The 26,004-nt window shown below is 61.3% G+C and carries 35 protein-coding genes; 20 read left to right on the top strand and 15 right to left on the bottom strand.

Translation table 11 applies throughout. The features are described 5' to 3' along the window. Window positions 1-5: 5 nt before the first annotated feature. From ACR0K1_RS18930 to ACR0K1_RS18915, 4 genes are all read right to left on the bottom strand, one after another. Complete coding sequence (locus ACR0K1_RS18930) at window positions 6-557, bottom strand: F0F1 ATP synthase subunit B' (protein WP_480851503.1); 552 nt, start codon at window positions 555-557, stop codon at window positions 6-8. Between the two features lie 86 nt (window positions 558-643). Continuing rightward, window positions 644-868, bottom strand: coding sequence for a F0F1 ATP synthase subunit C (locus ACR0K1_RS18925; RefSeq protein WP_005981269.1), 225 nt, complete (start codon window positions 866-868; stop codon window positions 644-646). Window positions 869-916: 48 nt separating this feature from the next. Continuing rightward, window positions 917-1,675, bottom strand: a complete 759-nt coding sequence (locus ACR0K1_RS18920) for a F0F1 ATP synthase subunit A (protein ID WP_170673622.1) — start codon at window positions 1,673-1,675, stop codon at window positions 917-919. 2 nt (window positions 1,676-1,677) lie between these two features. After that, window positions 1,678-2,013, bottom strand: coding sequence for an AtpZ/AtpI family protein (locus ACR0K1_RS18915; RefSeq protein WP_480851502.1), 336 nt, complete (start codon window positions 2,011-2,013; stop codon window positions 1,678-1,680). Window positions 2,014-2,244: 231 nt separating this feature from the next. Between ACR0K1_RS18915 and ACR0K1_RS18910 the strand changes: the two genes are divergently transcribed. Next, a complete protein-coding gene (locus ACR0K1_RS18910) occupies window positions 2,245-2,577 on the top strand; it encodes an ArsR/SmtB family transcription factor (protein WP_480612412.1) in 333 nt (110 codons plus the stop codon). A gap of 2 nt (window positions 2,578-2,579) precedes the next feature. On the opposite strand, the gene ACR0K1_RS18905 is transcribed toward ACR0K1_RS18910, so the two are convergent. The 3 genes from ACR0K1_RS18905 to ACR0K1_RS18895 all read right to left on the bottom strand — a co-directional run bounded on the left by ACR0K1_RS18905 (window position 2,580) and on the right by ACR0K1_RS18895 (window position 4,912). Continuing rightward, window positions 2,580-2,984, bottom strand: a complete 405-nt coding sequence (locus tag ACR0K1_RS18905) for a universal stress protein (protein WP_480612271.1) — start codon at window positions 2,982-2,984, stop codon at window positions 2,580-2,582. 144 nt (window positions 2,985-3,128) lie between these two features. Further along, window positions 3,129-4,037 carry a DMT family transporter gene (locus tag ACR0K1_RS18900; protein ID WP_480612269.1) on the bottom strand — a complete coding sequence of 303 codons (909 nt, stop codon included), beginning with the start codon at window positions 4,035-4,037 and terminating at the stop codon, window positions 3,129-3,131. Beyond that, a complete protein-coding gene (locus tag ACR0K1_RS18895; protein ID WP_480851501.1) occupies window positions 4,034-4,912 on the bottom strand; it encodes a LysR family transcriptional regulator in 879 nt (292 codons plus the stop codon). Before ACR0K1_RS18895 ends, ACR0K1_RS18900 begins: the two co-directional genes overlap by 4 nt. A 121-nt stretch (window positions 4,913-5,033) precedes the next feature. On the opposite strand from ACR0K1_RS18895, the gene ACR0K1_RS18890 reads away from it, so the two are divergent. Next, on the top strand, window positions 5,034-5,615 hold the full coding sequence (locus ACR0K1_RS18890) for an FMN-dependent NADH-azoreductase (RefSeq protein ID WP_480851500.1): 582 nt from the start codon (window positions 5,034-5,036) through the stop codon (window positions 5,613-5,615). 77 nt (window positions 5,616-5,692) lie between these two features. After that, the gene (locus tag ACR0K1_RS18885) at window positions 5,693-6,436 is read left to right on the top strand and encodes an aspartate/glutamate racemase family protein (RefSeq protein ID WP_480612264.1); all 744 of its coding nucleotides are present in this window, start codon (window positions 5,693-5,695) and stop codon (window positions 6,434-6,436) included. A 34-nt stretch (window positions 6,437-6,470) separates the two neighbouring features. Here the strand turns inward: ACR0K1_RS18885 and ACR0K1_RS18880 are convergent, their stop codons facing one another. After that, complete coding sequence (locus tag ACR0K1_RS18880) at window positions 6,471-7,001, bottom strand: prolyl-tRNA synthetase associated domain-containing protein (RefSeq protein ID WP_480612262.1); 531 nt, start codon at window positions 6,999-7,001, stop codon at window positions 6,471-6,473. Between the two features lie 57 nt (window positions 7,002-7,058). Then, on the bottom strand, window positions 7,059-7,448 hold the full coding sequence (locus tag ACR0K1_RS18875) for a hypothetical protein (protein ID WP_480612261.1): 390 nt from the start codon (window positions 7,446-7,448) through the stop codon (window positions 7,059-7,061). Between the two features lie 370 nt (window positions 7,449-7,818). Here ACR0K1_RS18875 and ffh point away from each other — a divergent pair, with 370 nt between their 5' ends. The 11 genes from ffh to ACR0K1_RS18820 all read left to right on the top strand — a co-directional run bounded on the left by ffh (window position 7,819) and on the right by ACR0K1_RS18820 (window position 14,617). Next, complete coding sequence (gene ffh, locus ACR0K1_RS18870) at window positions 7,819-9,327, top strand: signal recognition particle protein (RefSeq protein WP_480851499.1); 1,509 nt, start codon at window positions 7,819-7,821, stop codon at window positions 9,325-9,327. Then, window positions 9,324-9,878, top strand: coding sequence for a GNAT family N-acetyltransferase (locus ACR0K1_RS18865; RefSeq protein ID WP_480851498.1), 555 nt, complete (start codon window positions 9,324-9,326; stop codon window positions 9,876-9,878). Before ffh ends, ACR0K1_RS18865 begins: the two co-directional genes overlap by 4 nt. Next, entirely contained in the window at window positions 9,875-10,414 is a 540-nt protein-coding gene (locus ACR0K1_RS18860; RefSeq protein WP_480851497.1) for a GNAT family N-acetyltransferase, read from the top strand. Before ACR0K1_RS18865 ends, ACR0K1_RS18860 begins: the two co-directional genes overlap by 4 nt. Continuing rightward, a complete protein-coding gene (locus ACR0K1_RS18855) occupies window positions 10,411-10,707 on the top strand; it encodes a chorismate mutase (protein ID WP_480612253.1) in 297 nt (98 codons plus the stop codon). The genes ACR0K1_RS18860 and ACR0K1_RS18855 overlap by 4 nt, the downstream gene beginning before the upstream one ends. A 42-nt stretch (window positions 10,708-10,749) precedes the next feature. Then, entirely contained in the window at window positions 10,750-11,139 is a 390-nt protein-coding gene (rpsP, locus tag ACR0K1_RS18850) for a 30S ribosomal protein S16 (protein WP_480851496.1), read from the top strand. Window positions 11,140-11,152: 13 nt separating this feature from the next. After that, window positions 11,153-11,788, top strand: a complete 636-nt coding sequence (bluB, locus tag ACR0K1_RS18845) for a 5,6-dimethylbenzimidazole synthase (protein WP_480612250.1) — start codon at window positions 11,153-11,155, stop codon at window positions 11,786-11,788. A 4-nt stretch (window positions 11,789-11,792) separates the two neighbouring features. Then, window positions 11,793-11,939: a hypothetical protein gene (locus tag ACR0K1_RS18840; RefSeq protein WP_480612249.1), complete on the top strand. Its 147-nt coding sequence runs from the start codon at window positions 11,793-11,795 to the stop codon at window positions 11,937-11,939. After that, complete coding sequence (gene rimM, locus ACR0K1_RS18835; RefSeq protein ID WP_480612247.1) at window positions 11,932-12,435, top strand: ribosome maturation factor RimM; 504 nt, start codon at window positions 11,932-11,934, stop codon at window positions 12,433-12,435. Before ACR0K1_RS18840 ends, rimM begins: the two co-directional genes overlap by 8 nt. Next, a complete protein-coding gene (locus ACR0K1_RS18830) occupies window positions 12,435-13,247 on the top strand; it encodes a hypothetical protein (RefSeq protein WP_480612246.1) in 813 nt (270 codons plus the stop codon). The genes rimM and ACR0K1_RS18830 overlap by 1 nt, the downstream gene beginning before the upstream one ends. Beyond that, window positions 13,247-14,056: a tRNA (guanosine(37)-N1)-methyltransferase TrmD gene (gene trmD / locus ACR0K1_RS18825; protein ID WP_480612245.1), complete on the top strand. Its 810-nt coding sequence runs from the start codon at window positions 13,247-13,249 to the stop codon at window positions 14,054-14,056. Before ACR0K1_RS18830 ends, trmD begins: the two co-directional genes overlap by 1 nt. Window positions 14,057-14,194: 138 nt before the next feature. After that, window positions 14,195-14,617: a hypothetical protein gene (locus tag ACR0K1_RS18820; protein ID WP_480612244.1), complete on the top strand. Its 423-nt coding sequence runs from the start codon at window positions 14,195-14,197 to the stop codon at window positions 14,615-14,617. On the opposite strand, the gene ACR0K1_RS18815 is transcribed toward ACR0K1_RS18820, so the two are convergent. Continuing rightward, window positions 14,614-15,417 (bottom strand): glycoside hydrolase family 25 protein, encoded by an 804-nt coding sequence (locus ACR0K1_RS18815; RefSeq protein WP_480612243.1) that lies wholly within the window; start codon window positions 15,415-15,417, stop codon window positions 14,614-14,616. The genes ACR0K1_RS18820 and ACR0K1_RS18815 overlap by 4 nt on opposite strands. A 372-nt stretch (window positions 15,418-15,789) precedes the next feature. Here ACR0K1_RS18815 and rplS point away from each other — a divergent pair, with 372 nt between their 5' ends. Together rplS and rpmE are read left to right on the top strand one after the other, a co-directional pair. Then, entirely contained in the window at window positions 15,790-16,173 is a 384-nt protein-coding gene (gene rplS / locus ACR0K1_RS18810; RefSeq protein ID WP_170575547.1) for a 50S ribosomal protein L19, read from the top strand. A gap of 11 nt (window positions 16,174-16,184) precedes the next feature. After that, the gene (rpmE, locus tag ACR0K1_RS18805) at window positions 16,185-16,406 is read left to right on the top strand and encodes a 50S ribosomal protein L31 (protein WP_480612242.1); all 222 of its coding nucleotides are present in this window, start codon (window positions 16,185-16,187) and stop codon (window positions 16,404-16,406) included. A 119-nt stretch (window positions 16,407-16,525) separates the two neighbouring features. Here rpmE and ACR0K1_RS18800 read toward each other — a convergent pair whose 3' ends face one another. The 3 genes from ACR0K1_RS18800 to ACR0K1_RS18790 all read right to left on the bottom strand — a co-directional run bounded on the left by ACR0K1_RS18800 (window position 16,526) and on the right by ACR0K1_RS18790 (window position 20,282). Then, entirely contained in the window at window positions 16,526-17,425 is a 900-nt protein-coding gene (locus tag ACR0K1_RS18800; RefSeq protein ID WP_480612241.1) for a LysR family transcriptional regulator, read from the bottom strand. A 273-nt stretch (window positions 17,426-17,698) separates the two neighbouring features. Further along, window positions 17,699-19,255: an MFS transporter gene (locus tag ACR0K1_RS18795; RefSeq protein ID WP_480612238.1), complete on the bottom strand. Its 1,557-nt coding sequence runs from the start codon at window positions 19,253-19,255 to the stop codon at window positions 17,699-17,701. Between the two features lie 139 nt (window positions 19,256-19,394). Further along, window positions 19,395-20,282 carry an AEC family transporter gene (locus ACR0K1_RS18790; protein WP_480612237.1) on the bottom strand — a complete coding sequence of 296 codons (888 nt, stop codon included), beginning with the start codon at window positions 20,280-20,282 and terminating at the stop codon, window positions 19,395-19,397. Window positions 20,283-20,501: 219 nt separating this feature from the next. Between ACR0K1_RS18790 and ACR0K1_RS18785 the strand changes: the two genes are divergently transcribed. Then, complete coding sequence (locus tag ACR0K1_RS18785) at window positions 20,502-21,311, top strand: division plane positioning ATPase MipZ (protein ID WP_480612235.1); 810 nt, start codon at window positions 20,502-20,504, stop codon at window positions 21,309-21,311. 117 nt (window positions 21,312-21,428) lie between these two features. Beyond that, on the top strand, window positions 21,429-22,151 hold the full coding sequence (locus ACR0K1_RS18780; RefSeq protein ID WP_480612410.1) for a DUF1868 domain-containing protein: 723 nt from the start codon (window positions 21,429-21,431) through the stop codon (window positions 22,149-22,151). Window positions 22,152-22,218: 67 nt separating this feature from the next. Here the strand turns inward: ACR0K1_RS18780 and ACR0K1_RS18775 are convergent, their stop codons facing one another. Then, on the bottom strand, window positions 22,219-23,454 hold the full coding sequence (locus ACR0K1_RS18775) for an adenylate/guanylate cyclase domain-containing protein (RefSeq protein WP_480851495.1): 1,236 nt from the start codon (window positions 23,452-23,454) through the stop codon (window positions 22,219-22,221). 59 nt (window positions 23,455-23,513) lie between these two features. Then, a complete protein-coding gene (locus tag ACR0K1_RS18770) occupies window positions 23,514-23,966 on the bottom strand; it encodes a MarR family winged helix-turn-helix transcriptional regulator (RefSeq protein ID WP_480612231.1) in 453 nt (150 codons plus the stop codon). A gap of 57 nt (window positions 23,967-24,023) precedes the next feature. Between ACR0K1_RS18770 and hmgA the strand changes: the two genes are divergently transcribed. Then, the gene (gene hmgA, locus ACR0K1_RS18765) at window positions 24,024-25,379 is read left to right on the top strand and encodes a homogentisate 1,2-dioxygenase (RefSeq protein ID WP_480851494.1); all 1,356 of its coding nucleotides are present in this window, start codon (window positions 24,024-24,026) and stop codon (window positions 25,377-25,379) included. Next, on the top strand, window positions 25,376-25,999 hold the full coding sequence (locus ACR0K1_RS18760) for a LysE family translocator (RefSeq protein ID WP_480612227.1): 624 nt from the start codon (window positions 25,376-25,378) through the stop codon (window positions 25,997-25,999). The genes hmgA and ACR0K1_RS18760 overlap by 4 nt, the downstream gene beginning before the upstream one ends. Window positions 26,000-26,004: the final 5 nt, after the last annotated feature.

Below are 26,004 nucleotides of genomic sequence, written 5' to 3'. Positions count from 1 at the left end.
GTCACTTATCCTTTCATCTGCGCGTCAACGGCACCGTCGATGGCTTTGGCATCCGCCTCGCCGCCCAGTGCGCTAACCAGTTCAGCCGCCGTATCCTTGGCAACCACTTGAATGCTTTCCAGCGCGCCGGCACGGATTTCGGCAATTGCCTTTTCCGATTCAGCCGCCTTTGCAGCGATTTCCGCATCCGCCTTGGCAATTGCGTCATCCAGACCAGACTGGATTTCGGCGCGGGCTTCCGCTGCGATACGCTGTGCCTCAGACCGGGCATCGGCCAGCGCCTTGTTATAGGCCTCTTCGGCCTCGACCGCCTTGGCCTTCAGATCTTCGGCCGCAGCCAGGTCATTTGTAATGGTCCCCTGACGTTCAGCCAGGATTGCCGCGATGCGGGGCAGGGCCACGCGGGACAGGACCAGAAAGATGACGACCAGCGTAATGACCAGCCAGAAAATCTGGTTGGGGAACCAATCGAAGCAGAGCTGCGGCATCCCGATGGCCGAACCACCGGCATCAACGCACGAGCCAACTACTTCTTCGCTAATGGGTTCAGTCGCCATGATGTCCTCCGTCGGAACGTTGTCTTTACAACAGGCGGGCCGCTATGGCTTGGGCCCACCTGCGCGTAAGGATCAGGTTCCGCAGATTAGACGGCGAACATCAGCAGCAGCGAGACCAGGAATGCGAAGATCCCCAGGGCTTCTGCGAATGCGATACCGATGAACAGGGTTGCGGTCTGCGAAGCAGCCGCCGAAGGGTTGCGCAGGGCGCCGGCCAGGAAGTTGCCTGCAACGTTGCCCACCCCGATTGCGGCTGCGCCGGAACCGATTGCTGCCAGGCCTGCGCCGATGTGTGCGAGATCGCCTTCCATGATGTATCTCCTTACGAATTGGAAGTTTCGATTTTGGGGGTTCGGACCTTAGTGCGACGGATGCAGCGCATCCTTGAGGTATACACAGGTCAGAATGGTGAAAACGTAGGCCTGGATGAAGGACACAAGGACCTCGAGGCCATACATTGCGGTGATCGCCAGCACGGACACGGGCGAGATCGCGGCAATCGCGGCAAAGCCTGCGAACACCTTGATCACGGCGTGGCCTGCCATGACGTTACCGGCAAGACGGATGGAGTGGCTGACCGGGCGCACGAAGTACGAGATCAGCTCGATAATCGCCAGAACCGGTCGCAGCGCCATTGGTGCGCTGGAGACCCAGAACAGGCCCAGAAAGCCCGCGCCGTTCTTGACGAAACCCAGAACGGTCACGGTCAGGAACACGGCCAGCGCCAGCGGGATGGTCACGGCGAAATGCGATGTGGTGGTGAAGGACATGGGCAACATGCCCAGGAAGTTGGCGCAGACGATGAACATGAACAGGGTCATGACATAGGGGAAGTACTTGACGCCTTCCTTGCCGCAGATGTCTTCCAGCATCTTGTAGATGAAGCCATAGGCCAGTTCGGCCACCGACTGCATCCGGGTCGGAACGATCGCGCGCTTCGAGGTGCTGAGCACCAGCAGCGCAAAGATCGCCGCAATCGCCAGAAACAGCCACAGGGTCACGTTGGTCGGCGTGTACCATGCAATCGCACCGTCGCCGAACAACGGCTTGACGATGAACTGGTCCATCGGGTGGAATACCAGGCTGCTGCCTTCTGCTGCGGTGGTCTCGGTCGCCACGTTCAGTCCCTTTCGTCTTGGTCAGCCGGTTCGTTGGCCGCCATTTGTTTATCTTGGACCTCTTTCGCGCTACGGAGCATAACCTTCACGCCCGCGACAAGGCCCAGCAATGTGAACAGCACCAGAAAGATCGGGATCGTCCCGAGCAGGCTGTCCAGCCCGTATCCGATGCCAAATCCGATCCCCAGACCGGATACCATTTCGATGACCATCCTCCAGGCAAGCTCGCCCCCGGACACGTCAGCATCCGCACGAGGTTTCGGCGCCTTGGCCTTTTTCGCCGCCTCGATCTTGGCCTCCAGCTGCGCCATACGCTGCTTTTGGTCGTCTTCGGTCACGGGCGGTTCCCTCGCACAGTCTTGGGTAGGGTGCTAAGGGGCATGGGGCGCAGAGTCAACGCTGTTGCGCGCCCGGATTGTCGCAGTTCAATACACTGATAATAAAAGACTTTCCATTCGAAATCTCTAGTCAGGTTTCCGGCCAATCCCGGTGCCACACGTCAAAAGGCATGAATCCGCATATTCAACCAAATGGTTGACCAAACTCCGGGGCTGTGGTTCAGCGGGGCCATGTCCAATGACCTCGACACCGTGTTCGCAGCCCTCGCCGACCCGACCCGCCGCACCATCCTTGCCATGCTGCTCGAGGATGACATGGCCGTGACGGACGTCGCCGAGCCGTTCGAGATGTCGCTGGCCGCGATCTCGAAACATCTGGTCATTCTGACCAAAGCCGGGCTGATTTCACAGGAAAAACGCGGTCGGGTGAAATGGTGCAAGCTGGAACCCGACGCCCTGCGCGCGGCCTCGGTCTGGATGCAGGGGTTCGGTCAGTTCGAACCGGTCAATCTGGACGCGTTCGAACGGTTTCTGGAAGTCGAGCTGCCTGCGGGCGACGATTAGAGCTATCTGACCACAAAAACCGAGACGCTGGCATGTTTGGCCAGATATCCCGCATGGCTTGAAAAGATATAGTCGGTGATCCGGGGCGCATGCGTGCCCACGATGATCAGGTCCGCGCCGATCTCGTCAGCCGCCTTCGCCAGATCCCCGTCAACCTCGGCAGCCACGTCGACCGAATGGATGTTTCTGAACGCGACCTCGGTCCCGCTGTTTCCGGACAGTCGATCCGCAAACGCGCGCAAATCATCGTTGACCGCCACAACCGTCTGAGCCGGATCGGTCCCGGTCACGCTGACAACGGTGATCTTCGCGCCTTGCCAGTTGGCCATCTCGGCCGCGACGTCTGCGGCCTTGCGAACCTCGGGCGGCAGATGCAGATCAACCGGGAACATGATGTGATTGAACATGGCACATTCCTCCTGTGCCAAAAGCATAGAGAAAGCTGCATATGATCACCTTGACCTATCTCAAGGTTCCTTGTCGCGTTCAGCCTTCCTGACTGTATTCCGCACCGGTCACCACACCCGCGGCATCGGCGCGGAAAACAAGCCTCAATCAGACAAGCGCCGGATCGGGGCCGGGGTTTCATCCTTCAACAAAAGCAGCAGCGCCACGACGGTCAGGGCAACGCCGCCCAAAATCAGGCCGGTCGGCACGCCGTTGCCCAGGGCAATCTCCCACAGGATGACCCAGCTTGGCACGAGATAGGTGTAGGCCATGACCTTGGCCGACGGCAGGCGCAGCGCCGAGAACTGGACCAGAACGAAACTGGCCGCTGTTGCGATGAAGGACAAGTACAAGATGCCCAGCCAGACGATGGATGGCAGGTTCAGCCAATCGGTCGCGGCGATGTCCGACCACCCGAACACCAGCAGAACCAGAAAGCCCGCGACAAGCGTGCCGAAGGTGAACACCACCGCAGGCTCCCCCCGGTTCAGTTTGCGCACCATCGGCGTGTAGACCGCATGTGCGACGCAGCCCCAGAAATAGATGACCTCTCCGGTCCCGATCTCGAACAGGCGGAACGCCTGCCAGTCCGCCCGGAAGATCACCCAAAGCGCGCCGACAGCGCCGACGATCAGGGCCAGCGCCATGCGGGGCGTCGTGATCTGCCGCAACAGCACCCAACCTGCGAAGGCCGAAATGACCGGCGTCAGGGTGAACACCGCGGCGGCGCTGACCGGTGGCGCAGTTTTCAGGCCGTAAAACATCAGGACGAAATAGGTGGCAAACAGCCCGCCCAGGATCAGATAGCGCCACGGGGCCTGCGCCGCCGCGCGTGAAAAACCCGTGGTGGCGAGGGCTGCAACACCGATCACCACCGCGGCAATTGCAAAACGTATTGCATTGAGCGCCGTCGGGGCAATCTCGTTGGCGATGATCGAGCCCAGCGAAAAACTGCCCGCCACCAGCGCCGAAAAGGTCAGCATGGCCAGATGGCCGCGCGCCTGTGGGCTCATGGCAGCCAGCCTTTGGCCTGTTCCTTGAGATACTGTAAAAACGCCTGCACCTTGGTGGTGCGGTGCAGGTCCACATGCGTCACCAGCCACAGCTTGCCGGACCATTCGGGCAGAGGCTCCATGACCTCTTCCAGTTCCGGGTGGCGCGCAGCCTCCCACCGGGCCATGAAACCGATGCCCGCACCGGCCAGAACCGCCTCGGCCCCGGTGAAGTTTTCCGAACAGCGAAAGGTGATCGCCTCGGCCGGTGCGTTTTCGCGCAGCCAGCGCGAAAACGGCGCGCGGCTGTTTTCATCATCGGCGCCGACAAAGCCATGATCCGCGAATTCGGAAACGTCCGAGGGCTTACCCCGCCGCGCGATATAATCCTTGCTGGCAAACAGCCCGACCTCTTGCGACACGAAAGGTTGCACCACATTGTCCGGCTGATCCGGCGCGGCCCCGGCGCGGATGGCCACATGCGCCTCGCCATATTCCAGCCGGAACAGGCGGTCGCCGGTCAGATACCGCACGATCAGACCCGGATGCGCTTTCTGAAACTCGCTGAGTGTGGGCACCACCAAAGGCGCGAGCGAGGCCAGTGAGGTCACGACCAACTCGCCCGAGACATCGTCGCCGCGCCCTTTCATCCGCCCGACCAGTTGGTTGAACTGATCCTCGGTCGCCTGCGCCACACGCAACAGGTCCTCGCCGGCCTCGGTCGGGGTGTAGCCCCGCGCGTGGCGCTGGAACAGCTTGACCCCCAGCCGCGCCTCGATGGCGTCGATATGGCGGATCACCGTGGCGTGGTGCACGCCCAGAACCTCGGCCGCGCCGCTGACGGTTCCCATACGCGCCACCTGATAGGCGGTTCTCACTTCATCCCAATTGTCCATGACACGCCATCTTTTGTGCAATTTCCAACATTCACTGTTGATGTATCCGAGTTTTGTTCGCCCGTGCAACATTCATATTGAGGCAAGCAAGATTTCCCTGACCAGAAGGACACGAAAAGACATGACCAAGACCATTCTGCATATCGACGCCTCGGCCCGCCGCACCGGATCGGCCACCCGCGACCTGTCCGACCGGATCGTCCGGCATCTGGGCGCAGAGCGCATCATCCGCCGCGATCTGGCCACCCCCCTGCCCCTGCTGACCGAGGACTGGATCGCCGCCAACTTCACCCCCGCCGATCAGCGTGACGAAGTGCAGCGCGATCAGCTTGCCCTGTCGGACGAGCTGGTATCGGAACTGCAGCGCGCGGACACCATCGTCATCGGCTTGCCGATCTACAACTTCTCGGTCCCCGCAGCCTTCAAGGCCTGGATCGATCTGGTGGCCCGCGTCGGGTTGACATTTGCCTATTCGGAATCCGGCCCCAAGGGTCTGCTGGAGGGCAAGCGCGCCGTTCTCGCCATCGCATCGGGCGGCACCGCCGTGGGCTCCGAGGTTGACTTTGCGACCAACTACGCCCGCCACGTTCTGGGCTTCATCGGCGTTCAAGATGTCGACGTCATCGCAGCCGACCAGATGGCGCTGGATGCCGAGACGACCCTGAGCAACGCGCACAAAGCGGTCACCGAACTGGCGGCCTGACCGATCCCCCTCTGGTCAACGCCACGTGAAACGTCCAGTCTGCGCCGGAACGGCAACAGTCAGACTGGACGTTTCATATGAAAAAGATCGGCATTCTGGGCGGCGTCGGCTGGGCCTCGACCGTGGACTACTACCGGGCTATCGCCGAAGGCGCAGGGCGTTATTTCGCCCGGCGCGGCCACGGTTCCCCCCTTCCCATCCCGCCCATGACCATCGAGTCCGTCACCCAAGCCAAAACCCGCGCCCTGCGTGGTGTGGCGGGGGACGAGGCCAGTTGGGCCGCTTTCGACGCGGTGTTTCGCGATGCCCTGCTGACGCTGGAAGGCGCGGGTTGCGATTTCGGCATCATCGCCTCGAACACGCCGCATGCGCGTTTGCACGCTATCCGTCAGGGCGTGTCGATGCCCATCCTCAGCATCTTCGACGCCACCGCCGAGGTCACCGCCGCAAGCGGGGCCGCGAATGCGTTGGTTCTGGGCACCACAGTCACCATGCAGGCCACCAACTACGCCGACCGTCTGGCCGCAGATGGCATCCGCGCAAATGACCACCTGCCCGAAGGCGAAATCGCCGAAATGCAGGCCATGATCGACTCGGATTTTTACGGCGGCGCATCCGATACCGCCCACAGCCGCTTGCTGGCGTTCTGCAACCGCCACGCAACACCGGGAACCGCGATCCTGCTCGCCTGCACCGAGCTGCCCCTGGCCTTTCCCGATCACCTCGACGACCCGGTATTTGAGGCAGACGGCCACCTGTTCATAAACCCCTCGGCCGCCCATGTCGCAGCCGCTTTGAACACAGCCCTGGCCGAAGCCTAATGCACGAACCTTCTTGGGGCTGAAAATACTTCCGTCAGGGCAGCCAGCCCACCTCGCACCCGATCCGATCGAAAAACGCCATCAGATCAGCGCGCGGCAGCACCACGGTTCGGTCGTTGACCAGCGGATGCATGTTGACGACATCCGCCTCTTGCGCCGCTGCGTCCATGAAAAAGCGGACGTTGTTCTGCACCCCGTTGATCATCGCCAGCGGGCTGACCGCACCGGGGCGGATGCCGAGGTTCTGCATCAGCCGCTCCGCCGATCCGAAGGACAGGTTGCCCACACCCAGCTCCGCCCCCAGCGCCTTGAGGTCGATCTGGCGGCTTTGTTCCAGCGTCACCAGATAGTTGCGCTTTTTCCTGTCGCGCAAATACAGGTTCTTGAGCCGCAACGTGTTTTCGCCCGGCACCAGAAACTGATCCTCGACCGATTTCGCGTCCTCGACTGTGCGCAAAGGGACGTGGGTATGCAGGCGATAGGCAAGCCCCCACGCGTCAAGCCGCGCCAACAGCGCGTCGGAACTAATGGGCAGGCTGTCCTGAAAAGCGGATGAGGCGTCCATTCTGATCTCCTGACGCGGTGTTTGCCGCGCTGTGCCACAGAACGGACCCGCCCGCAATCAGTCGAAATGCAGTTCGAACCCCGGCAGGGTCACGAAAGGCGCGCGGAAATTGTCGCCGATGAAATAGTACAGCCCCTGCTCTGCATCCTGCGCGATGTCAAAGCAGCCGTAATCCTGTTCAGCCCACAGCCCGGTCCAGCTCGAGCAATACTGATCCCCTTCAATCTTGTACCGCGCCTCGGACGGGGCGGCATCGCCCTCCTTGATCCACAGGGTCAGGCCCGATGGGGCAAAATACTGGCGGGTTTCGACCCCGTAATGCAGCCCCTTGATCGTGGTGCCTTGCAACAGCGTTTCAATCTCGGCCGAGGACAGGGTCTTTTCGGCGGCATAGCTGGCAGAAGCAGCGCAGATCAGGGCTGCTGCGGCAAGAGTTTTGGAGAACATGGGAAACCTCTTTGGGGATTAATCACGCTTCATATCCTTGAAACCTACTGACGCCGCGTGTCAAAAAGCTCAACTCAAGCCCCCTCACGATCCCGTGAGAGCATGGCCGGCGGGATAACCGGCTTTTGGCGCGCCAGGTTGACTCTGTCCGCCAATCGGCCTAAAGCCCCACCCAGACATCCGGAAGAGCCTAACCTTCCGGTCCCTTGAGTCGTTCAGGGATCGCCCCCCACCAGCGAGTTTCGCCCGTGGGGGCAATGCCATTTGGCAGGCCCGCACGTTTATCCGTGCACTTGGGGCAATTGTGTATTCAACCGGTGTTTCCTACCTAGGAAGCGCCACATCTAAACCGGCATAGGAGGCCGAAGGCATGTTTGAAAATCTATCCGAACGCCTCTCTGGCGTCTTTGACCGGCTGACCAAACAGGGTGCACTGTCCGAAGAAGACGTCAAAACCGCCCTGCGCGAGGTCCGGGTGGCCCTGCTTGAGGCCGACGTTTCCCTGCCGGTGGCGCGTGAGTTCGTCAAGAAAGTGCAGGAACAGGCGACCGGTCAGGCCGTCACCAAGTCGATCACCCCCGGCCAGCAGGTCGTCAAGATCGTACATGACGCGCTGGTCGACACGCTGCGCGGCGAGGAAGACCCCGGCAAGCTGAAGATCGACAACCCTCCCGCGCCGATCCTGATGGTCGGCCTGCAGGGCTCGGGAAAGACGACCACCACCGGTAAGCTGGCGAAACGCCTGAAAGAGAAAGAGGGCAAGAAGGTCCTGATGGCCTCGCTCGACGTCTATCGCCCGGCGGCGATGGATCAGTTGGCGGTTCTGGGTACGCAGGTCGGTGTCGATACACTGCCGATCGTGCCCGGCCAGAAACCCGTCGACATCGCCAAACGCGCCAAGCAGCAGGCGACGCTGGGCGGCTATGACGTCTATATGCTCGATACCGCGGGCCGTCTGCATATCGACGAGGTTCTGATGGACGAGGTCGAGCAGGTCCGCAACGCGGTCGACCCGCGCGAGACCCTGCTGGTGGTCGACGGCCTGACCGGTCAGGTCGCCGTCGAAGTGGCCGAGGAATTCGACGCGAAGGTCGGCATCTCGGGCGTGGTCCTGACCCGGATGGATGGTGACGGACGCGGCGGTGCGGCGCTGTCGATGCGCGCGGTCACCGGCAAACCCATTCGCTTTGTCGGTCTGGGCGAGAAGATGGACGCGCTCGAAACCTTCGAGCCGGACCGGATCGCCGGACGTATTCTGGGCATGGGCGATATCGTGGCCCTGGTCGAAAAGGCCCAGGAAACGATGGAGATCGAACAGACCGAGCGCATGATGAAGCGCATGGTCAAGGGTCAGTTCAACATGAACGACCTGAAAATGCAGCTGGAACAGATGATCCAGATGGGCGGCATGCAGGGCATGATGGGCATGATGCCCGGCATGGGCAAAATGGCCAAGCAGATGGATCAGGCGGGTCTCGACGACAAGATCCTGCGCCAGCAGATCGCCATGATCCAATCCATGACCAAACGCGAACGCGCCAACCCGCAGCTACTGCAGGCGAGCCGCAAGAAGCGGATTGCAGCCGGTTCAGGGATGGAGGTCAGCGACCTCAACAAGCTGCTCAAGATGCACCGGCAGATGTCGGACATGATGAAAAAGATGGGCAAGATGGGCAAAGGCAAGATGCTGAAACAGGCCATGAAAGGCATGTTCGGCAAAGGCGGCCCCAGCCCTGAGGATATGGCGGCGGGCATGGACCCCAAGGCGCTGGAACAGGCGGCCAAGGCGATGGGCGGCAAGATGCCCGGCGGCCTGCCTGGTCTGGGCGACGGCATGGGCCTGCCTCCGGGCCTCAGCGGGTTTGGGAAGAAGAAGTGAACCTGATCGCCGATCATATCCCCCGGCTTGAGACCGAGCGCCTGATTATGCGCGCCCCGTGCGAGGCTGACGTAAAAGCGATGGCAGAGTTCTTTGCCAGCGATGCCTCGAAATTTGTCGGTGGCCCCAAGCGGGAAGACGAAACGTGGCGGGCGCTCGCCATGCTTCTGGGGCATTGGGCCATTCGTGGCTACGGGTATTGGGGTGTCGAGGAAAAGGACACCGGCACCTATCTCGGACATGTCGGCCTTTGGTTCCCGCACAGTTGGCCCGAACCCGAGATTGGCTGGACCTTGATGAACACCGCCACCGGCAAGGGCTATGCGACCGAGGCCGCGCTGGCCGCGCGCGCGTATGCCTATGATGTCCTGGGTTGGGACACGGCGATTTCCCTGATCGACCCGGACAATCTGAGCAGCAGGGCGTTGGCCAAACGCCTGGGTGCCACCTTTGACTACAATTACGAACATCCGGCGTTTGGGACCATGCAGGTCTGGCGGCATCCGGCACCGGGCGATCTGGTGAATGGCGGGATGGAGGCCTACGCATGACCTCGTTCACCATCCCCACCTTCGAGACCGAACGCCTGATCCTGCGCGCGCCGCATCCGGACGATCTGCCCGCGATGACCGCATTCTACGCGACCGAGCGCAGCCATATGGCCGGCGGACCCATGGACCCGTCCAAGTGCTGGAGCGTTTTGTCAGGCCGTCTGGGACATTGGGCGCTGAAAGGGTTCGGCCTTTGGCATCTGACCGAGAAAGCCAGCAGCGCTTTCGTCGGATGGACCGGCATGATCGACGCCCCCGGCTGGGCCGAGCCCGAACTGGGCTGGGTGCTGATGGCCGAGGCCGAGGGCAAGGGGCTTGGTTTTGAAGCCGCAGCGGCGGCGCGCGACTATGCGGCGCGACATCAGGGGCTGAACGGCGTGATCTCGTACATCGCGCATCCCAATGACCGCTCGCGCGCGCTGGCCGAACGGCTTGGCGCAACGCTTGAGCTTGAGGATGGCGAGCTGTTGGGCAAACGCGCCCAGATCTGGCGTCACCCGCAGATCGACCTGACCACCGAGAGGACCGGCCAATGACCAACCCCGTGACACAGGCTGCCACGCTGCTGAAAGAGCACCGCGAAAGCATCGACCGGCTGGACGCGATCCTTGTCTATACGCTGGGCGAACGGTTCAAGCACACGCAGGCCGTCGGCAAGCTGAAAGCGACACACGACCTTCCCCCGTCCGATCCCACGCGCGAAGCGGCGCAGATCGCACGGTTAGAAGACCTGGCGAAAGAGGCCGATCTGGACCCCGACTTCGCCAAGGCTTTCCTGAATTTCATCATTCAGGAAGTCATCCGACACCACAAGAAGCATCAGAACTAAACCGGGCTTACCCCGGATACGCCATTCAAAGGAGATACCACCATGGCAATGAAAATTCGTCTCGCCCGCGGCGGCTCGAAAAAACGTCCCTTCTATCGCATCGTTGCGGCTGACAGCCGCATGCCGCGCGATGGCCGTTTCATCGAGAAACTGGGCACCTACAACCCGCTGCTGCCGAAAGACAACGAAGAGCGCGTGAAAATGAACATAGAGCGTATCCAGTACTGGCTGGATCAGGGCGCACAGCCCACCGACCGGATCGCACGTATGCTGGAAGCCGCCGGTACCCGCGAAAAGGCCGAGCGTAACAACCCCAACAAGGGCACACCGGGCAAGAAAGCTCAGGAACGCGCGGAAGAGAAAGCGGCCAAGGCAGTTGAGGCAACCGAAGCTGAAGAAGCGCCTGCTGAAGAAGCGGCTGCAGAAGAATAAGCAGGCGGGTGCCGTGCGGGATCAGACTTTCACCGACGATTTTCGCACGCAGTTCGACCTGTTGCTGCGGCTCCGGCGCGACGTGCGCCGGTTCCGCACCGACGCGATTGATGAGGCAGTGCTGACGCGCTGCCTCGACGCGTTTCGGCTGGCCCCTTCGGTGGGGCTGAGCCAACCCTGGCGCGTAATCCGCGTCGAAAGTCAGGCCGCGTGGGATGCGGCCTTGAAGAATTTCCAGACCGCAAACGCCCAGGCGCTGGACGGCTATTCCGGTGAAAAGGCGCAGCTTTACAGCCAGTTGAAGCTTTCGGGCATGCAAGAAGCCCCGGTGCAGCTGGCCGTGTTCTGCGACGACGCCACCGACAAGGGCATGGGTCTGGGCGCGGGCACGATGCCCGAAATGCGGCGCTATTCGGTGGTTTCGGCCATCACCCTGTTCTGGCTTGCGCTGCGAGCCGAAGGGTTGGGGCTGGGCTGGGTGTCCATTCTGGACCCCGACCAGATGGCGCGTGATCTGGACGTGCCCGAGACCTGGCGCCTGATCGGCTATTTCTGCGTCGGATACCCGGAAACCCCGTCGGACACGCCGGAACTGGAACAGGTCGGCTGGGAAATCCGCGACGACGCTTTGCCCATCGAGGTGCGCTAGGGCCATGTTCGGACTATTACGCCTTCCCATCCTGCTGCTGATCGCCTTTATTGTCGGCGTGTTCTTCGAACGTTCGAACCAGCGCGAAGCATGCGAAGGCGTCGGGCAATGGCGGGACGGATTATGTGTAACGGAAGGCCAAAATGAGTGATCTGATCTGCGTCGGCAGCATTGCAGGATCATACGGCGTGCGTGGCGAAGTGCGGCTGAAAAGCTATTGCGCTGTTCCCGAAGATATCGAGGCCTATTCGCCCCTGACCGACGACTCCGGCAAGGACCGCTATCCGCTTGTCCTGACCCGGGCGATCAAGAACGGTTTCGCTGCCCGGCTGGGCGGGGTGGAGACCAAGGAACAGGCCGACGCCCTGAAAGGCCTGCGCCTGTTTGCGCGGCGGGAACAACTGCCCTCGCTGCCCGATGACGAGTTCTACCACACCGACCTGATCGGGCTGGAGGTCTATGACACCGGCGGCACCCTTCTGGGCAAGGTCAAGGCGGTGCAGAACCACGGCGCGGCGGACCTGTTGGAATTGCAGGGGCCGGGGTTGAAAACCACCGTTCTGCTGCCGTTCACCTTGGAAAACGTCCCGACCGTCGATCTGGACTCGGGCCGGATCATCGCGGACCCGCCCGAAGGCCTGTTTTGATGCGGCGCGTTCTGCTGCATCTGGGTCTGCACAAAACCGGCACAACTGCGGCACAGTCGTTCCTTTACGAAAACCGGCAACTGATCTGGCCAAATTTCTCTCTGGTGCTGCCCTACAAGACCCGCAAGAGCGGATTGGCGGATGCCGCCACGCGCCACTCGATCTATCGGCTGGACGGAACGCTGGCCGATTTCGGTGGCCAGTTGAACGAATTTCTGGCCACGCTCGATTTTGGCACCCGCCGCGGCCTGATCCTGAGCGAAGAGAATTTCGCAGGGCTGCGCCCCAGCAGAAACAGCGCCGAGGGTTATGCGGCTGCCCCCGATCTGGCGGCCACTCTGGTCAGCGCCATTCGGCGTCGCCTGATCGGAGAGGATTTGAACATAACCGTCTACCTGTCCCTGCGCGAAAAGCCCGACTGGCTGCGCAGCCTGTGGGCGCATGATCTGCAACGTACGCGCCTTGTTCAGGATTTCGACGATTTTCGCGCCGGTCTCGATCACCTGCCCGCGCTGCACGAAACAGCCGAAGCGATCCGCGACGCGCTTCCCGAGGTCACTGTGCAGACGGAATGGCTGGAAGACCTGCGGCAGCGACGGTTCGGCCCCGGCGCGCCCTTTGCCGAATTCCTGAACCTGCCGTCTGACAAAGCCGCGCGGCTTGTGCCGCCGTCGAAAGCCAATACCGGCCTGTCGGGTTCGGTCTTGTCGGAAATGCTAGCGTTGAACCGGTCGGCGCTGGACGACGGCGCGTTAATGGCGCAAAAGAAGGCGCTTATTCAAACCGCGCAAGATGAACTGACCCGCCACTGATGACCGACACGCCCTCGAAATCTCATGGACGCAAGGCGATCCGCCCGACCCTGAAACCGCGTGAGCTGCTGACGCCCACGCCGGATTTGCACGGGGTGTGGAAGGCCAGGATCATCACGCTGTTCCCTTCGGCCTTTCCCGGCGTTCTGGGGGAAAGCCTGACCGGCAAAGCGCTGCAGGACGGGCTGTGGCAGCTGGAAACGGTAGACCTGCGCCAGTTTGGTATCGGCAAGCATCGCAATGTCGATGACACGCCCGCCGGCGGCGGCGCGGGCATGGTGCTGCGCGCCGATGTGTTGGGCGAGGCGATCGAACACACGATGGCAGATGTTCGGGGGAACTGGCCGCTGATCTACCTCAGCCCGCGCGGGCGCCGGATGGACCAGCGCATGATGCAAAACCTCGCGCGTTGCGATGGCATGACCTTGCTCTGTGGCCGGTTCGAAGGCGTCGATGAGCGGGTGCTGGAGCATTACGGCGTTCAGGAGGTCAGTCTGGGCGATTTCGTCATGACCGGCGGTGAGATCGCCGCACAGGCGCTGATCGACGCCACCGTGCGCCTGATCCCCGGCGTGCTGGGCAATCAGGCCTCGACCGAGGAGGAAAGCTTTTCCTCGGGCCTGCTGGAACACCCGCAATACACCCGCCCCGCAGAGTGGAAAGACCGCCCGATCCCCGAGGTTCTGATGTCCGGCCACCACGGGCGCATCGCCGAATGGCGGCACCAGATGGCCGAAGAGATCACCCGGGAACGGCGGCCCGACATCTGGGACGCCTACGTGAATTCCAAGGGCGACGCCGCCGACTGAACGGCGCGACTGTGACTTCCGGGCCGCAGGTGCAAAACTTGCGACGACACCATTTGAAGTTGATCAAAACGCGGGATACTCATCCTGTAGATCGACGAATTTTGAGTAGCCAAACAAGAAGAAAACCCAGACCAAATCATGAAAAAGATTGTACTTTTGAGCCTTCTGCTTGCCTCGGCTTGCAGCACAAAACCTCTTGCGCCTTCGGTTCCGACAAAAGACGGCCACAACGTGTATTCCGCCAAGGTTGCCGTTGATGGCTGCGCCCAGCAGGCCGATGAAGGCGGCACCAGCGCCGTTATTGGGGCCTATGCGACAAACATCCTGCTTTGGGGCATCATTATCGGCCCTGTGGCGACCGCCCCGTTCGAGGACCAGCTGCGGGCACAGGGCGAGATTGATCAGGTAGACCGCTGCATGCGCGAGCAGGGCTTTGAGCGCCGCGAACTGACCCAGGGCGAATCTTTCTGGCTTCGCAACTCATTCGGGCAAGAACGTGAGCGGCGGCTGAATCACCTGATTGGCGGCGGAACGATCGAAACCTACGGATCGCCCACCTAAGACCCGCCCGCCTTCCACGCGGCCCAGTGTTCAGGCGTGCCGTTGAACGTGTTGATATCGACCCGTCCCTGCACGCCCGGCACCAACCCGGTGCCCGTGTACTGCCAGAACCGCCAGATCGTCCGCGGATAAACCTGACGCGGATGGCCTGCCACGGAGCGTAGCCAAAATTCGGTTTTCGGCAGGCGCGCGATGTCGGTGTCTTCGTAGAAGTCTACGGTCGTGTAGACAATCGGCCTGCGGCCGTAGTGACGTTCGAGGATATTCAGGAACCGCTGCGCCTCGGCCCGGACGGTTTTGCCATCGGGGCGCAGGGTACAGGTCTTGGAATGCGGGGTCCATTCCATGTCCAGCACATGTGGCAGATCGGCTCCTTTGGGGACATTCCTGATGAACCAGCGGGCCTGTTCATGCGCCGGGCGGCAGAAATAGTAGTAGTGATAAGCCCCCCACGGCACCCCCGCCGCCTGCGCGCCGCGCCGGTGATCGTCGAACAGCGGATCGGCCACATCGCCGCCTTCGGTCGCCTTGAGGAACGCAAAGCTGACGCCCGAGGCTTTGGCCCTGCGCCAGTCAATCGGCCCCTGCCAGCGCGAAACGTCCAGCCCGTGAATCGGATAATGGCCGGGATGCCGCCCGTCCCAGTCATGGGGGTCGGCGTCGCCGAAATCGGGATAGATCACCGACGGGGCCGTCCGGTCCACGACCTGTGACGGCTCGATCACCTGAGGTTGCGGGCCGCTTCGCCCGCAGGACAGAAGTACGGCCCCTGCAACGGCCAACGTAAGTGCAAATCGCATCGTTTGGGTCCTGCCTGAAATTTCTGCTCTTGTAATTGCCTTCAGAATGCCCGATCCGGCGGACAAGGCAACGGCGCATTTACCAGAGTGGCGAAAACCCACCGCCAGGCAATGCGATTTGGGCTTGATCCCCGTCCGCAAATTCCTTAAACGACCGCAATCCGGTGCCGCGCCAAGCGACTCCGGTGTTTTGGTTTGTTACATGGCGTGACGTCCCGCTTTCTTCGGCAAGGACGCGCCCGGGCAGACCGGACCAAAGGAACATTCGATCTGACCTCTGGCGGGCTGTGCGCAGAACCCGGTGAAGACCAAGAGCTCTCAGGCCGTGCCCAAACTTCGTGGACCAACCACGAGCAGATAGGAGTACCTGCGATGGACCTGATCGCACAGCTTGAGGCGGAACAGATTGCCGCCCTGGGGAAAGACATCCCCGACTTCAAAGCCGGTGACACCATCCGTGTCGGCTATAAGGTGACCGAAGGGTCGCGCACCCGTGTGCAGAACTACGAAGGCGTCTGCATCGCGCGCAAGAACGGCGAAGGCATCGCCGGATCGTTCACCGTCCGCAAAATCTCGTTTGGCGAAGGCGTGGAGCGTGTGTTCCCGCTGTATTCGACCAACATCGACAGCATCACCGTTGTCCGCCGTGGCCGCGTCCGTCGCGCCAAACTGTACTATCTGCGCACCCGTCGCGGTAAATCCGCACGTATCGCAGAAGTCACCAACTACAAGCCCAAGGCTGGCGCCGAGGCGTAAGGAGCGGAAAGATGAAAAAAGACATCCATCCCGATTATCACCTCATCGACGTCAAAATGACCGATGGCACCGTGGTTCAGATGAAATCCACCTGGGGCAAAGAAGGCGACCAGCTGGCCCTGGAAATCGACCCCTCCTCGCACCCTGCGTGGACCGGTGGCACGTCGCGTCTGCTGGACGCCGGCGGCCGTGTGTCGAAGTTCAAGAAGAAATACGAAGGTCTGGGTTTCTAAGCCAGACTTGGTTGAGATGCAAAAGGCCGTCCCTCGGGGCGGCCTTTTTTGTTGGGCTTCACGGTGGTTCCGCAGGCAGGCTTCAGCTCAGACGGCGCCGCGCTGCAAATCCCGCGGGTCTAATGCCCGGCTTGCACTGCATACCGCGCGGCATAGCGCGGGGCGACGAACCGGACGAATGCCTTGACCTCGGGCCGCTGATACGCCTCGGGTCCGATCAGCATCATGAACGGGCGGGAGAGTTCGGCAATGTTGTCGAAGCAGCGCAGGAAAGCCCTGTCGGTGTCCGCCCATCTGGCATGCACAAGCCCAAGGCCGCGACCTGCCTTGATCGCCGCGTGCAGCATCTCCAGATCGCTGAATGTATCGACGATCTGGTCGGGCTGAACGTGGCGCTGAATCCAGCGGGACAGGTCGTCTGCCGCGTCCTCGCGCCTGAATGTCACAAAACGGTGGCCCCGAAAATCGTCAGGTGATTTTGGCAGGCCGAAGCTGTCGGCATACCGGTGTCCGCCATAGAGCGCAAAATGCTCGGTTCCTATTTTGCGCCCGATCAGGCTTTCATCGGGCTCAGTCATTGTAACGCGGAACGCCACATCCGCTTCGCCTTCAAGCAGGTTCAGGACGCCGACGCCCAGCAGAAATTCGAGTTCCACCCCCGGATGCGAGGCGGCAAAGGCGCTGAAGATCTCCATCGACGGGTCGGTGAAATAGCTTGGTGCCGTGATACGGATCGGTCGCGGTTTCGCAAGCTCCTGCGATTTGGCGGCAAAAGCAGCGCATGCCTGTTCCACCGCCTCGGCCAGTGGCATCAAGTCCCGCGCCTGGGCGGTTGGCTGGAACCCTCGTGTATCGCGCACGAACAAGGTCAGATCGGCCTGGTGTTCCAATTGTTCGATACGCCGCGCCACCGTTGGCTGCGCAATGCCCAGCTTGCGGGACGCCGCCAGCGTCGACCCCTCTCTGACCACTGCCAGAAAGACGCGCAGGTCCGACCAGTTCCAGTGTTCGGTCTTCATTTTTGTAGAACAGCACAATTTCTTAACCAATACCAGAAAGCCCGGTGACGGATCATCCTTTTGGAAAAGGAGCAAGATTATGATGGCACCGTTCGATACCGACCTCCTGAAGCACACAGCCCAAAGGCATCAACTGCCCGACACGGCGGAAAGGATCGCCGCGCGCTCCAGACAAGACCCGCAATACAACAGCAGGCCTATTCCGGCCAATTGGCTGGAAGTGATCAGGCAGCATGTCCGGCGGCTTCTGCCTGCCTCCGGCCATACGGGGGCTTAATCCTTGGTCAGTTCCACCGCGCTGTGCAGTGGCGGCACCGGCCCTCTTACCAGCAACAGGGCCAGCACCATGGCAATCAGCGCCGCGATGGCGGCCACAAACATCGCGCTGTCAAACGCATTGTCCTGCAGATCACGCAGCGCCTCGGCCAGAGCCGTCCCGGTGCTCGGGTCCAGCCCCGCAATCAGTTGCTGCACCTGACCGGGCGTGCCGTGGGTCAGGGCGTGGGCCAGGTCTTCGCGCTGAGTCGACCCGGCGGGCAGCGCGTTGATCACCTCGGTCAGGCCGGAGCGGGTTGTGATGGCCTCGGCCAAGCCACCGACCACCGCGCCCATCGTCGCGCCGAAGTAGAGAAACGCGTTGATCACGCCTGACCCCTGCCCCATATGCTCTTCCGGCAGCAGGCGCAGGCCAAGACGGGGCAGCAGGGAAAAACAGATGCCGATCCCGACCCCGACGATCACCAGCTTCCACCAGATCTCGGCATAGTCCGTGGTGTTCGTGGTCGTCACCAGCAGCCAGAACCCGCAGGCCATCGCCGCCATTCCCAGAATAAGCGGCCATTGGAAACTATAGGGCGCAAGAAAGCGGGGCGCCGTGACCGAGATGACGAACATGCTGATGCTGAGCGGCAGGATCGAGATGCCCGCGTTGATGGACGAATAGCCGAACGTGTCGGGCGACTGCACGAACACGTTGAAATAGACGAAGAAGCAGAACAGCGTGAAGCCCGCAAAGAACATCCCCGCCGCCGCCATGAAGTACCGCGGATGCCGGAAATAGCGCAGCTCGATCAACGGATCATCGCTGCGCCGCGAGGTGATGACCAGCGCAACAGCAGCCACCGCAGCGATGCCAAGCGGCACAAGGGTCAGGGCAGTGTCCCAGCCCCGGCTCTCGCCATTGCTGAGGGCAAAGGATAGCGGGCCCAGCAGCAGGACAATGGCAATCGCGCCCGGATAGTCGAAGGTTGCCCCCTCCAGCCGGGTGTCCGGCACGTATTTTCGTTTGCTGACGCGCAGGCCGATATAGAACGCCACCGCCAGCAGGATCAGATCGGCGGCAAAAACCGCACGCCAGCTGATGTAATGGGCAAAGCTGCCGCCCACGATCGGCCCGACCCCGACGGCCAGCCCGACAATGGCGCCCCAGGCCCCGGTAACGCCTGCCCGCTGCGCCTCGGGCGTGGCGGCGGTCAGCACCGATAGCGAGGTTCCGAACAGCGCCGCAGCGCCCGCCCCCTGCGCCCCGCGCCCGATCAGCAGCATGGTGCCGTCCTGCGCAACCAAAACGGTGGCTGACCCGCAGGCAAAGACGATCATGCCAAAGAAGAACACGCCCATCTTGCCGGTTATGTCGCCAAGCCGGCTGACGATGGTGACAAGGGTAGCGCTGGCCACTGTGTAGATCGCCATCACCCATTGCAGCCCGGATGGCGTCAGGTCGAACTCGGCCTTGAGGTTGGGCAGGATGGTCGCAACGGCGGTGGTGTTGAAGCCGACGACCATCATGCAGATCGCCGTCATGGCCAGAACCACGCGGGGCCCGGTCATGTCGGATGGTTGATTGGACTCAGTGTTCGACATCAAAACGCCCCTGAAACCTGACCGAACCTTCAGGGCTCGGAAAATCTGTTTGCGGCTAACTTACAGACACTAAAACAAATTTCGATGGCTGCGCATAGGGGCCGCGTCAAATCCAATAGGACAGCGCCACCGGCAGGACGACAATCGTTGTCAGGGTCGAGACCAGAATGAACCCCGCCACATCAGGCCCGTATTCCGGCACATGCTGGTCGATGAACAGATAGGTCGCGACCGAGGAGGGCATCAGGCAGCACAGGATCAGCGCGCCGCGTTCGGCTCCGGTGAAGCCGAACAGCCAGATCAGGGTGCCGGCGATTGCGACGGCCATTGCCAGATGCAACACCGTCAGCAGGATCGCCCGGCCCAGACTTTTGATCCTCAGCGTGGCCAGAGTATGACCCAGCGTCAGCAGCATCAACGGGATCGACAGCCCGCCCAGAATGTCGAAGGATTTGGCAATCGGTTGCGGCAGGCTGGTGCCGGTTGCCATCAGGATCAGCGACAGGGCCACCGCATAGATGATCGGAGAGCTCGCCAGTTTCTTCGGCGAAAACGCCCCGGCGGGAATCCACATGCCGACCGTGAAGATGCTGACCAGCACGACAACGACAAAGCCCATCGTATAGGCCATGCCTGCATCGCCCAGCGCCAGCAGCGTGATCGGCAGGCCGATATTGCCCACATTGCCATGCATCAGCGGCGTCAGAAACGCCCGTACCGGCAGGCGCAGCGCCTTGAGCGCCACGAACCCCAGAACGCCGAATCCCGCAATCGCCAAGGCGGTGGCGGCCATCATGTCCAGAAAGGTGCCGACCGCCAGACTGGTGGTGGACAGGTGCGAGATAATCAGCGTCGGATAGCCGACCTTCGAGACGATCCCGCCAATCACCTTATTGTCGAACGGCGCCTTGATCAGCGCCAGACAATAGCCGATTCCGGCGCAGATCAGCACGGGCAGCACCACGTTCAGAACGTTCAGAAACAGGTGCTCCAACCCGCATTCTCCTTCCCGGACCCTGGGTTGAACAGTGAATCACGGGCCGCGCTTTGGCAAGCGCCTCTCTCGTAACCTGCGCTTCGCGTTCGGTTTTCCGGATTTGAGCCTGAGAAAGCCCCAAACTGCTGCTTGAGGTTCTTTTCTTCCCCGCAAACACAACATATAGTGGCCGACAACAACGTGTGGGCAAGCACGGCGGGACATGGGAATACAGGCATGGCACATATCATCGTAGTGGGGAACGAGAAGGGCGGCGCAGGCAAATCCACCGTCTCCATGCATGTGGCGACCGCGCTGGCGCGGCTGGGCCATAAGGTCAGCACGCTGGATCTGGACCTGCGCCAACGCAGCCTTGGCCGGTATTTCGAAAACCGCGGCAACTTTCTGAACGGCTCGGAGGTTGCCCTGCCCAGCCCCCGCCACCACGACCTGCCCGAGATCGACGCCAGCAAACTTAAACCGGGCGAGAACATCTATGACCACCGCCTGTCCGCCGCCGTGTCCGAACTGGAAAGCGACAGCGATTTCATCCTGATCGACTGCCCCGGCTCGCATACCCGCCTGAGTCAGGTGGCGCATTCGCTGGCCGACACGCTGATCACCCCGCTGAATGACAGCTTCATCGATTTCGACCTGCTGGCGCGGATCGACACGAAGGGCGAAAAAATCCTCGGGCCGTCAGTCTATTCCGAGATGGTCTGGAACGCGCGGCAATTGCGGGCGCAGGCTGGGCTGAAACCCATCGACTGGGTCGTCGTGCGCAACCGGGTCGGCACCCAGCGCATGGTCAACAAGGAAAAGATGCAGCGCGCGATCGAAATGCTGTCGCAACGCATCGGCTTCCGCGTCGCCTCGGGCTTTTCCGAGCGGGTCATTTTCCGCGAACTGTTTCCGCGCGGCCTAACCCTGCTGGACCTCAAGGATATCGGGGTCAAGCAATTGAACATCTCGAACATCGCCGCGCGGCAGGAATTGCGCGACATGATGAAAGAATTGAACCTGCCGGGGGTTGAGATCGATTTTTGATCGGCAACGCATTGGAGCCAGCGGCATCGCACGTCGCGACGGGCAGGTTTTGCAGCGTTCCGTCACGACTTTGCAATAGTTTCCAACTAGCACTGGTCGAAAATCAGGAGGTTGGCGGTGTCACTACGTATCGAGTTAACGCAATTTGCTACAAGCCGGAATTCAGCGGCCCCACGGCGGTTCGGTCAGCGGTATGATGCAGATAAATTCTTACCGGAAGCCGGCAATACGGTTGTTTGCCATCTTGATTTCGACGCGCCGGCCCACAAGGCGGTTTTGGACGCGCGCGCACGGATAATGGCTCTGCCCGAAGCGAACCGCTTTCTTTTTACCCCTGCGGAAAGCCTGCACATGACGGTGTTTGAAGGGGTCATTGAAACCCGCAGGACACCGGACGCATGGCCCGGCGATCTTGACCGGACAGCCTCGGTCGACAGCGTCACCGAGGCATTGATCACACGGCTTGCCCGGTTCTCTCCACCCTCCGGATTTGCCGTGCGCGTGGCGGGGCTAAGCCCGACGGGCCTTTGGCTTGAAGGTGTCACCGAACAAGATGCGGTAGGGCTGCGCGAGTGGCGAGAGGCCCTGACGGCACCTTTCGCATATCGTCATGATAACCACGACGCCTATCAGCACCATATGACCTTCGCTTATCCAATTGGGTGGCTTCCGGATTCGGTCCTACCTGATTGGGAAGCCGAGTTGACCGCAATTCTGTCGGATCTGGTCGAGGCAGCGCCGGTCATTCCACTCAATCCGCCCGCATTTTGCAAGTTCGCGGATATGACGTATTTCGAGGAGCTCATGGTTCTTGATGCGGATCGGTTAAATCCGCGCTGAGCTTCGATTCTTGTGCGGTCGGGCCATCCTTACGGGCGGACCTGTCCGGCTTACCTCAACACGCGCTCTAATCCGCCGCGTTATAAACCGTAAACAACTCCTTCGGCTCTGCCACACCGCGCAGCATGTAGCGGCCCAACGAGATCAATTCTTGGCCGCAGGGCTGCGCCGCGCGGGCGACGTCGTCCGAGATCAGGATGCGCTGGCCCAGCGACCGGTGCATGCCCGCAATGCGGGCAGCCTGGTTGACGGCCGGACCGATCACGGTGAAATCAAGACGGCTTTCGGCCCCGATATTGCCATACAGGATCTCTCCGGCATGCAGCGCCAGCGTATAGTTGCACACCCGCTGGCCGTCCCCGGTCCGACGGGCGTTCAACTCGGCCATTTTGTCCTGCAGCATCACCACCGCCTCGAGCGCCGCGCGGGCGTCTGCGTCGATGTCGCCAATATCGAACATGGCCATCAGCCCGTCGCCCATGAATTTGAGGATACTGCCATCGCATTTGTGAACCACATCGACCGCCACGGCCAGATAGTCGTTCAGCATGTCGATGATCTCGGCACCCGGCAATTCCTCGGACAGGCTGGTGAAGCCTTCCAGATCGAAGTTCCAGATCACCGCATCGATCTGCTGAAGCGAGCCGCGCCGGATTTCGCCCGACAGCACCCGCTGCCCCGCGTCGCGCCCCAGATAAATCCGCATCAGGTCCCGCGAGATCCGCGCGCTGGAGGCTGACTTCAGCGCCAGACCAAGATGCGGCAGGGCGGTGTTGATCAGGTCCAGATCACCCTCGCCAAACCCTTCGGGCGCATTGCTGGCCCAGGACAGAAGCACGCCGCCCACGGCCTTTTTGGTGTCTGTCGGGCTGCTATGTGTCGGCGTGTCGAAACTCACGCCGGTTGCGAAATATTCGGTCGCGCCGATTTCGCGCAGATCGTTCAGCAAGGGATAACGGCTGGGCTGGTTCTGATCGACCATGCGTTCGTGCACGACATCGAGACCTTTGTGCAGGATCGCGTACAGGGGGCTCTGCTGCCACATCTCGCTGGCTTCTTCGGAATAGGCGAATGTTTCGACCTCACCGCCCTTGTCCTGATACCAGCTATACCCGGTTCCGCCATAAACCGGGTGCAAGGCCGATTGCGCGGCGTGAAACCGCATCAGCGGTACGCCGTATTCAAGCAGCTTGTTGCAATAACCGTCCAGCAATTCTTCTTTGTCCGCGCCGTCCAGTCCGCGCGTTATCAGCCAGTCAATCAGATCAGTTGCATTCGCCGCGTTGGGGTCCGGGGCTGTCATATCACCTTCCTGTGTCCGCTCAGGTATCATCTGGGGGCCGGTGCATCGAATTTCCAGAGTTACGGCATTCCAGCCAGTCGCCGCAACATACGGCGCAGCAAATCAGCCTCATCCTCGCTGAACAGACCCGCAAGTTTGCCGTCATATTGCTCGGCAATCCCGCGCAGCTCGCGATACACCGTCTGGCCCGAGGGAGTCAGGGTCAACCATTCGACCCGGCGGTCCTTTTCATCGCGCGTCCGCTTAAGATACCGGCGCTGTTCCAGCTTGTGTACCGCACGGCTGACCTTGGTTTTGTGAATCCTGGCCCGTTCCCCGATATCCCTGGCGGTCAGTTCACCGAAAATACCCAGGTGAAACAGCACCCGCCATTCCGTGCGCAGCATCCCGTAGCGGCTTTTATACACGCGCTGAAATTCCAGCGAGGCCTCCTCGGCCGCCTGATTCAACAGGAACGGCAGGAAATTTTGCAGGTTAAAGTCATCTTTTTTGTCGGAATCGTCATTTGTCATCCTTGTTAGTTACAAAATCAACTATTATCCGACAAGCAGCAAACGGAGGAACACAGTATGAATCGTCCGACTGATCCGCATACTTTGACCCAGGCCGCAACGCCTGTCGGCACCCATGCCGGCTATATGCCCGGCTTTGGAAACGACTTTGAGACCGAGGCCCTGCCCGACGCGCTGCCGCAGGGCATGAACAGCCCGCAGCGCTGCAATTATGGCCTGTACGGAGAGCAGCTGAGCGGCACCGCCTTTACCGCCAACCCGCCCGAGCGCACGTGGTGCTATCGCATCCGCCCCTCGGTAAAGCATTCACATCGTTACGAAAAGATCGATCTTCCCTACTGGAAATCGGCCCCCTGCATCGATCCGGATGTGATCAGCCTTGGCCAGTACCGCTGGGATCCGGTGCCGCATTCCGACAGCGGATTGACCTGGCTGACCGGCATGCGCAGCATGACCACGGCGGGGGATGTTAACACGCAGGTCGGCATGGCCAGCCATATCTATCTGGTCACGGAATCGATGGTTGATGACTATTTCTTCTCAGCCGATTCCGAATTGCTGGTGGTCCCACAGGAAGGCCGCCTACGCTTTGCGACCGAGCTGGGGATCATCGATCTGGAGCCAAAGGAAATCGCCATCCTGCCGCGCGGGCTGCTGTACCGGGTCGAGGTTCTGGAAGGCCCCGCCCGCGGCTTTGTCTGCGAGAATTACGGGCAGAAATTCGAACTGCCGGGCCGTGGCCCGATCGGGGCCAATTGCATGGCCAATCCGCGCGATTTCAAAGCGCCGGTCGCGGCGTTCGAAGACCGCGAGGTACCCTCGACCGTGACGATCAAATGGTGCGGTCAGTTCCACACCACCAGGATCGGCCACAGCCCGCTGGACGTTGTGGCGTGGCACGGCAATTACGCGCCCTATAAATACGACCTGCGCACCTATTGCCCGGTCGGCGCGATCCTGTTCGACCACCCCGACCCGTCGATCTTTACGGTTCTGACCGCGCCTTCGGGGCAACCGGGCACCGCCAATATCGACTTTGTCCTGTTCCGCGAGCGCTGGATGGTAATGGAGGATACGTTCCGCCCACCCTGGTATCACAAGAACATCATGTCCGAGCTGATGGGCAACATTTACGGCCAGTACGACGCCAAACCGCAGGGCTTTGTCCCCGGCGGCATGAGCCTGCACAACATGATGATCCCGCATGGGCCCGACAAGGATGCGTTTGAAAAGGCGTCCTATTCCAACCTCGGCCCGGACAAGCTGGACAACACCATGTCCTTCATGTTCGAAACCCGCTTCCCGCAGCATCTGACCGCTTTCGCGGCCACCGAGGCCCCGCTGCAGGATGACTATATCGACTGCTGGACATCGCTTGAGAAGAAATTCGACGGCACACCGGGTGAGAAATGAGCGTCGAGACCTGGATCACCTATGTCGTCACGGTCCTGCTGCTGATGAGCACGCCCGGCCCCAGCCAGTTGCTGATGCTGTCGAACGCGGCAACCAATGGGCTGCGGCGCGGGCTGTTCACCGCTGCAGGCGATCTGACGGCCAACCTGCTGCAAATGCTGGCTGCCGGGCTGGGCCTTGCCGCGCTGATTGCGACATCGGCGCACGCGCTGACCGTGATCAAATGGCTGGGCGTTGCCTATCTCGTGTTCCTCGGGCTGCGACAGATAATGCGGGCCAAGAGCAACGCCGCAGGGGTTGCCCCCAAGGCCAGCCGCAAAGCACTGTGGATGCAGGGGTTTATTACCTCTGCCGCGAACCCGAAAGCCGTGGTATTCTTCGCGGCTCTGTTTCCGCTGTTCATCGACCCGGCGCTGCCGTTCTGGCCTCAGTTCGCGGTGCTTTCGGCCACCTACCTGATCCTCGACGGGCTGTTTCTGACCGCCTATGGCGGCAGCGCAAGCTGGCTGGCCGCGCGGCTCAGGGGGCCGGCAAAACTGTGGCTGGACAGAATTGGCGGCAGCTTCATGATACTCGCAGCGATCCTGCTGGGGCTGAAATCCCTTCGCACGACCTCGTAGACACA

The sequence above is a fragment of the Ruegeria sp. F5 genome, from assembly GCF_056533845.1.
This window is presented reverse-complemented; position numbering and strand designations above follow the sequence as displayed.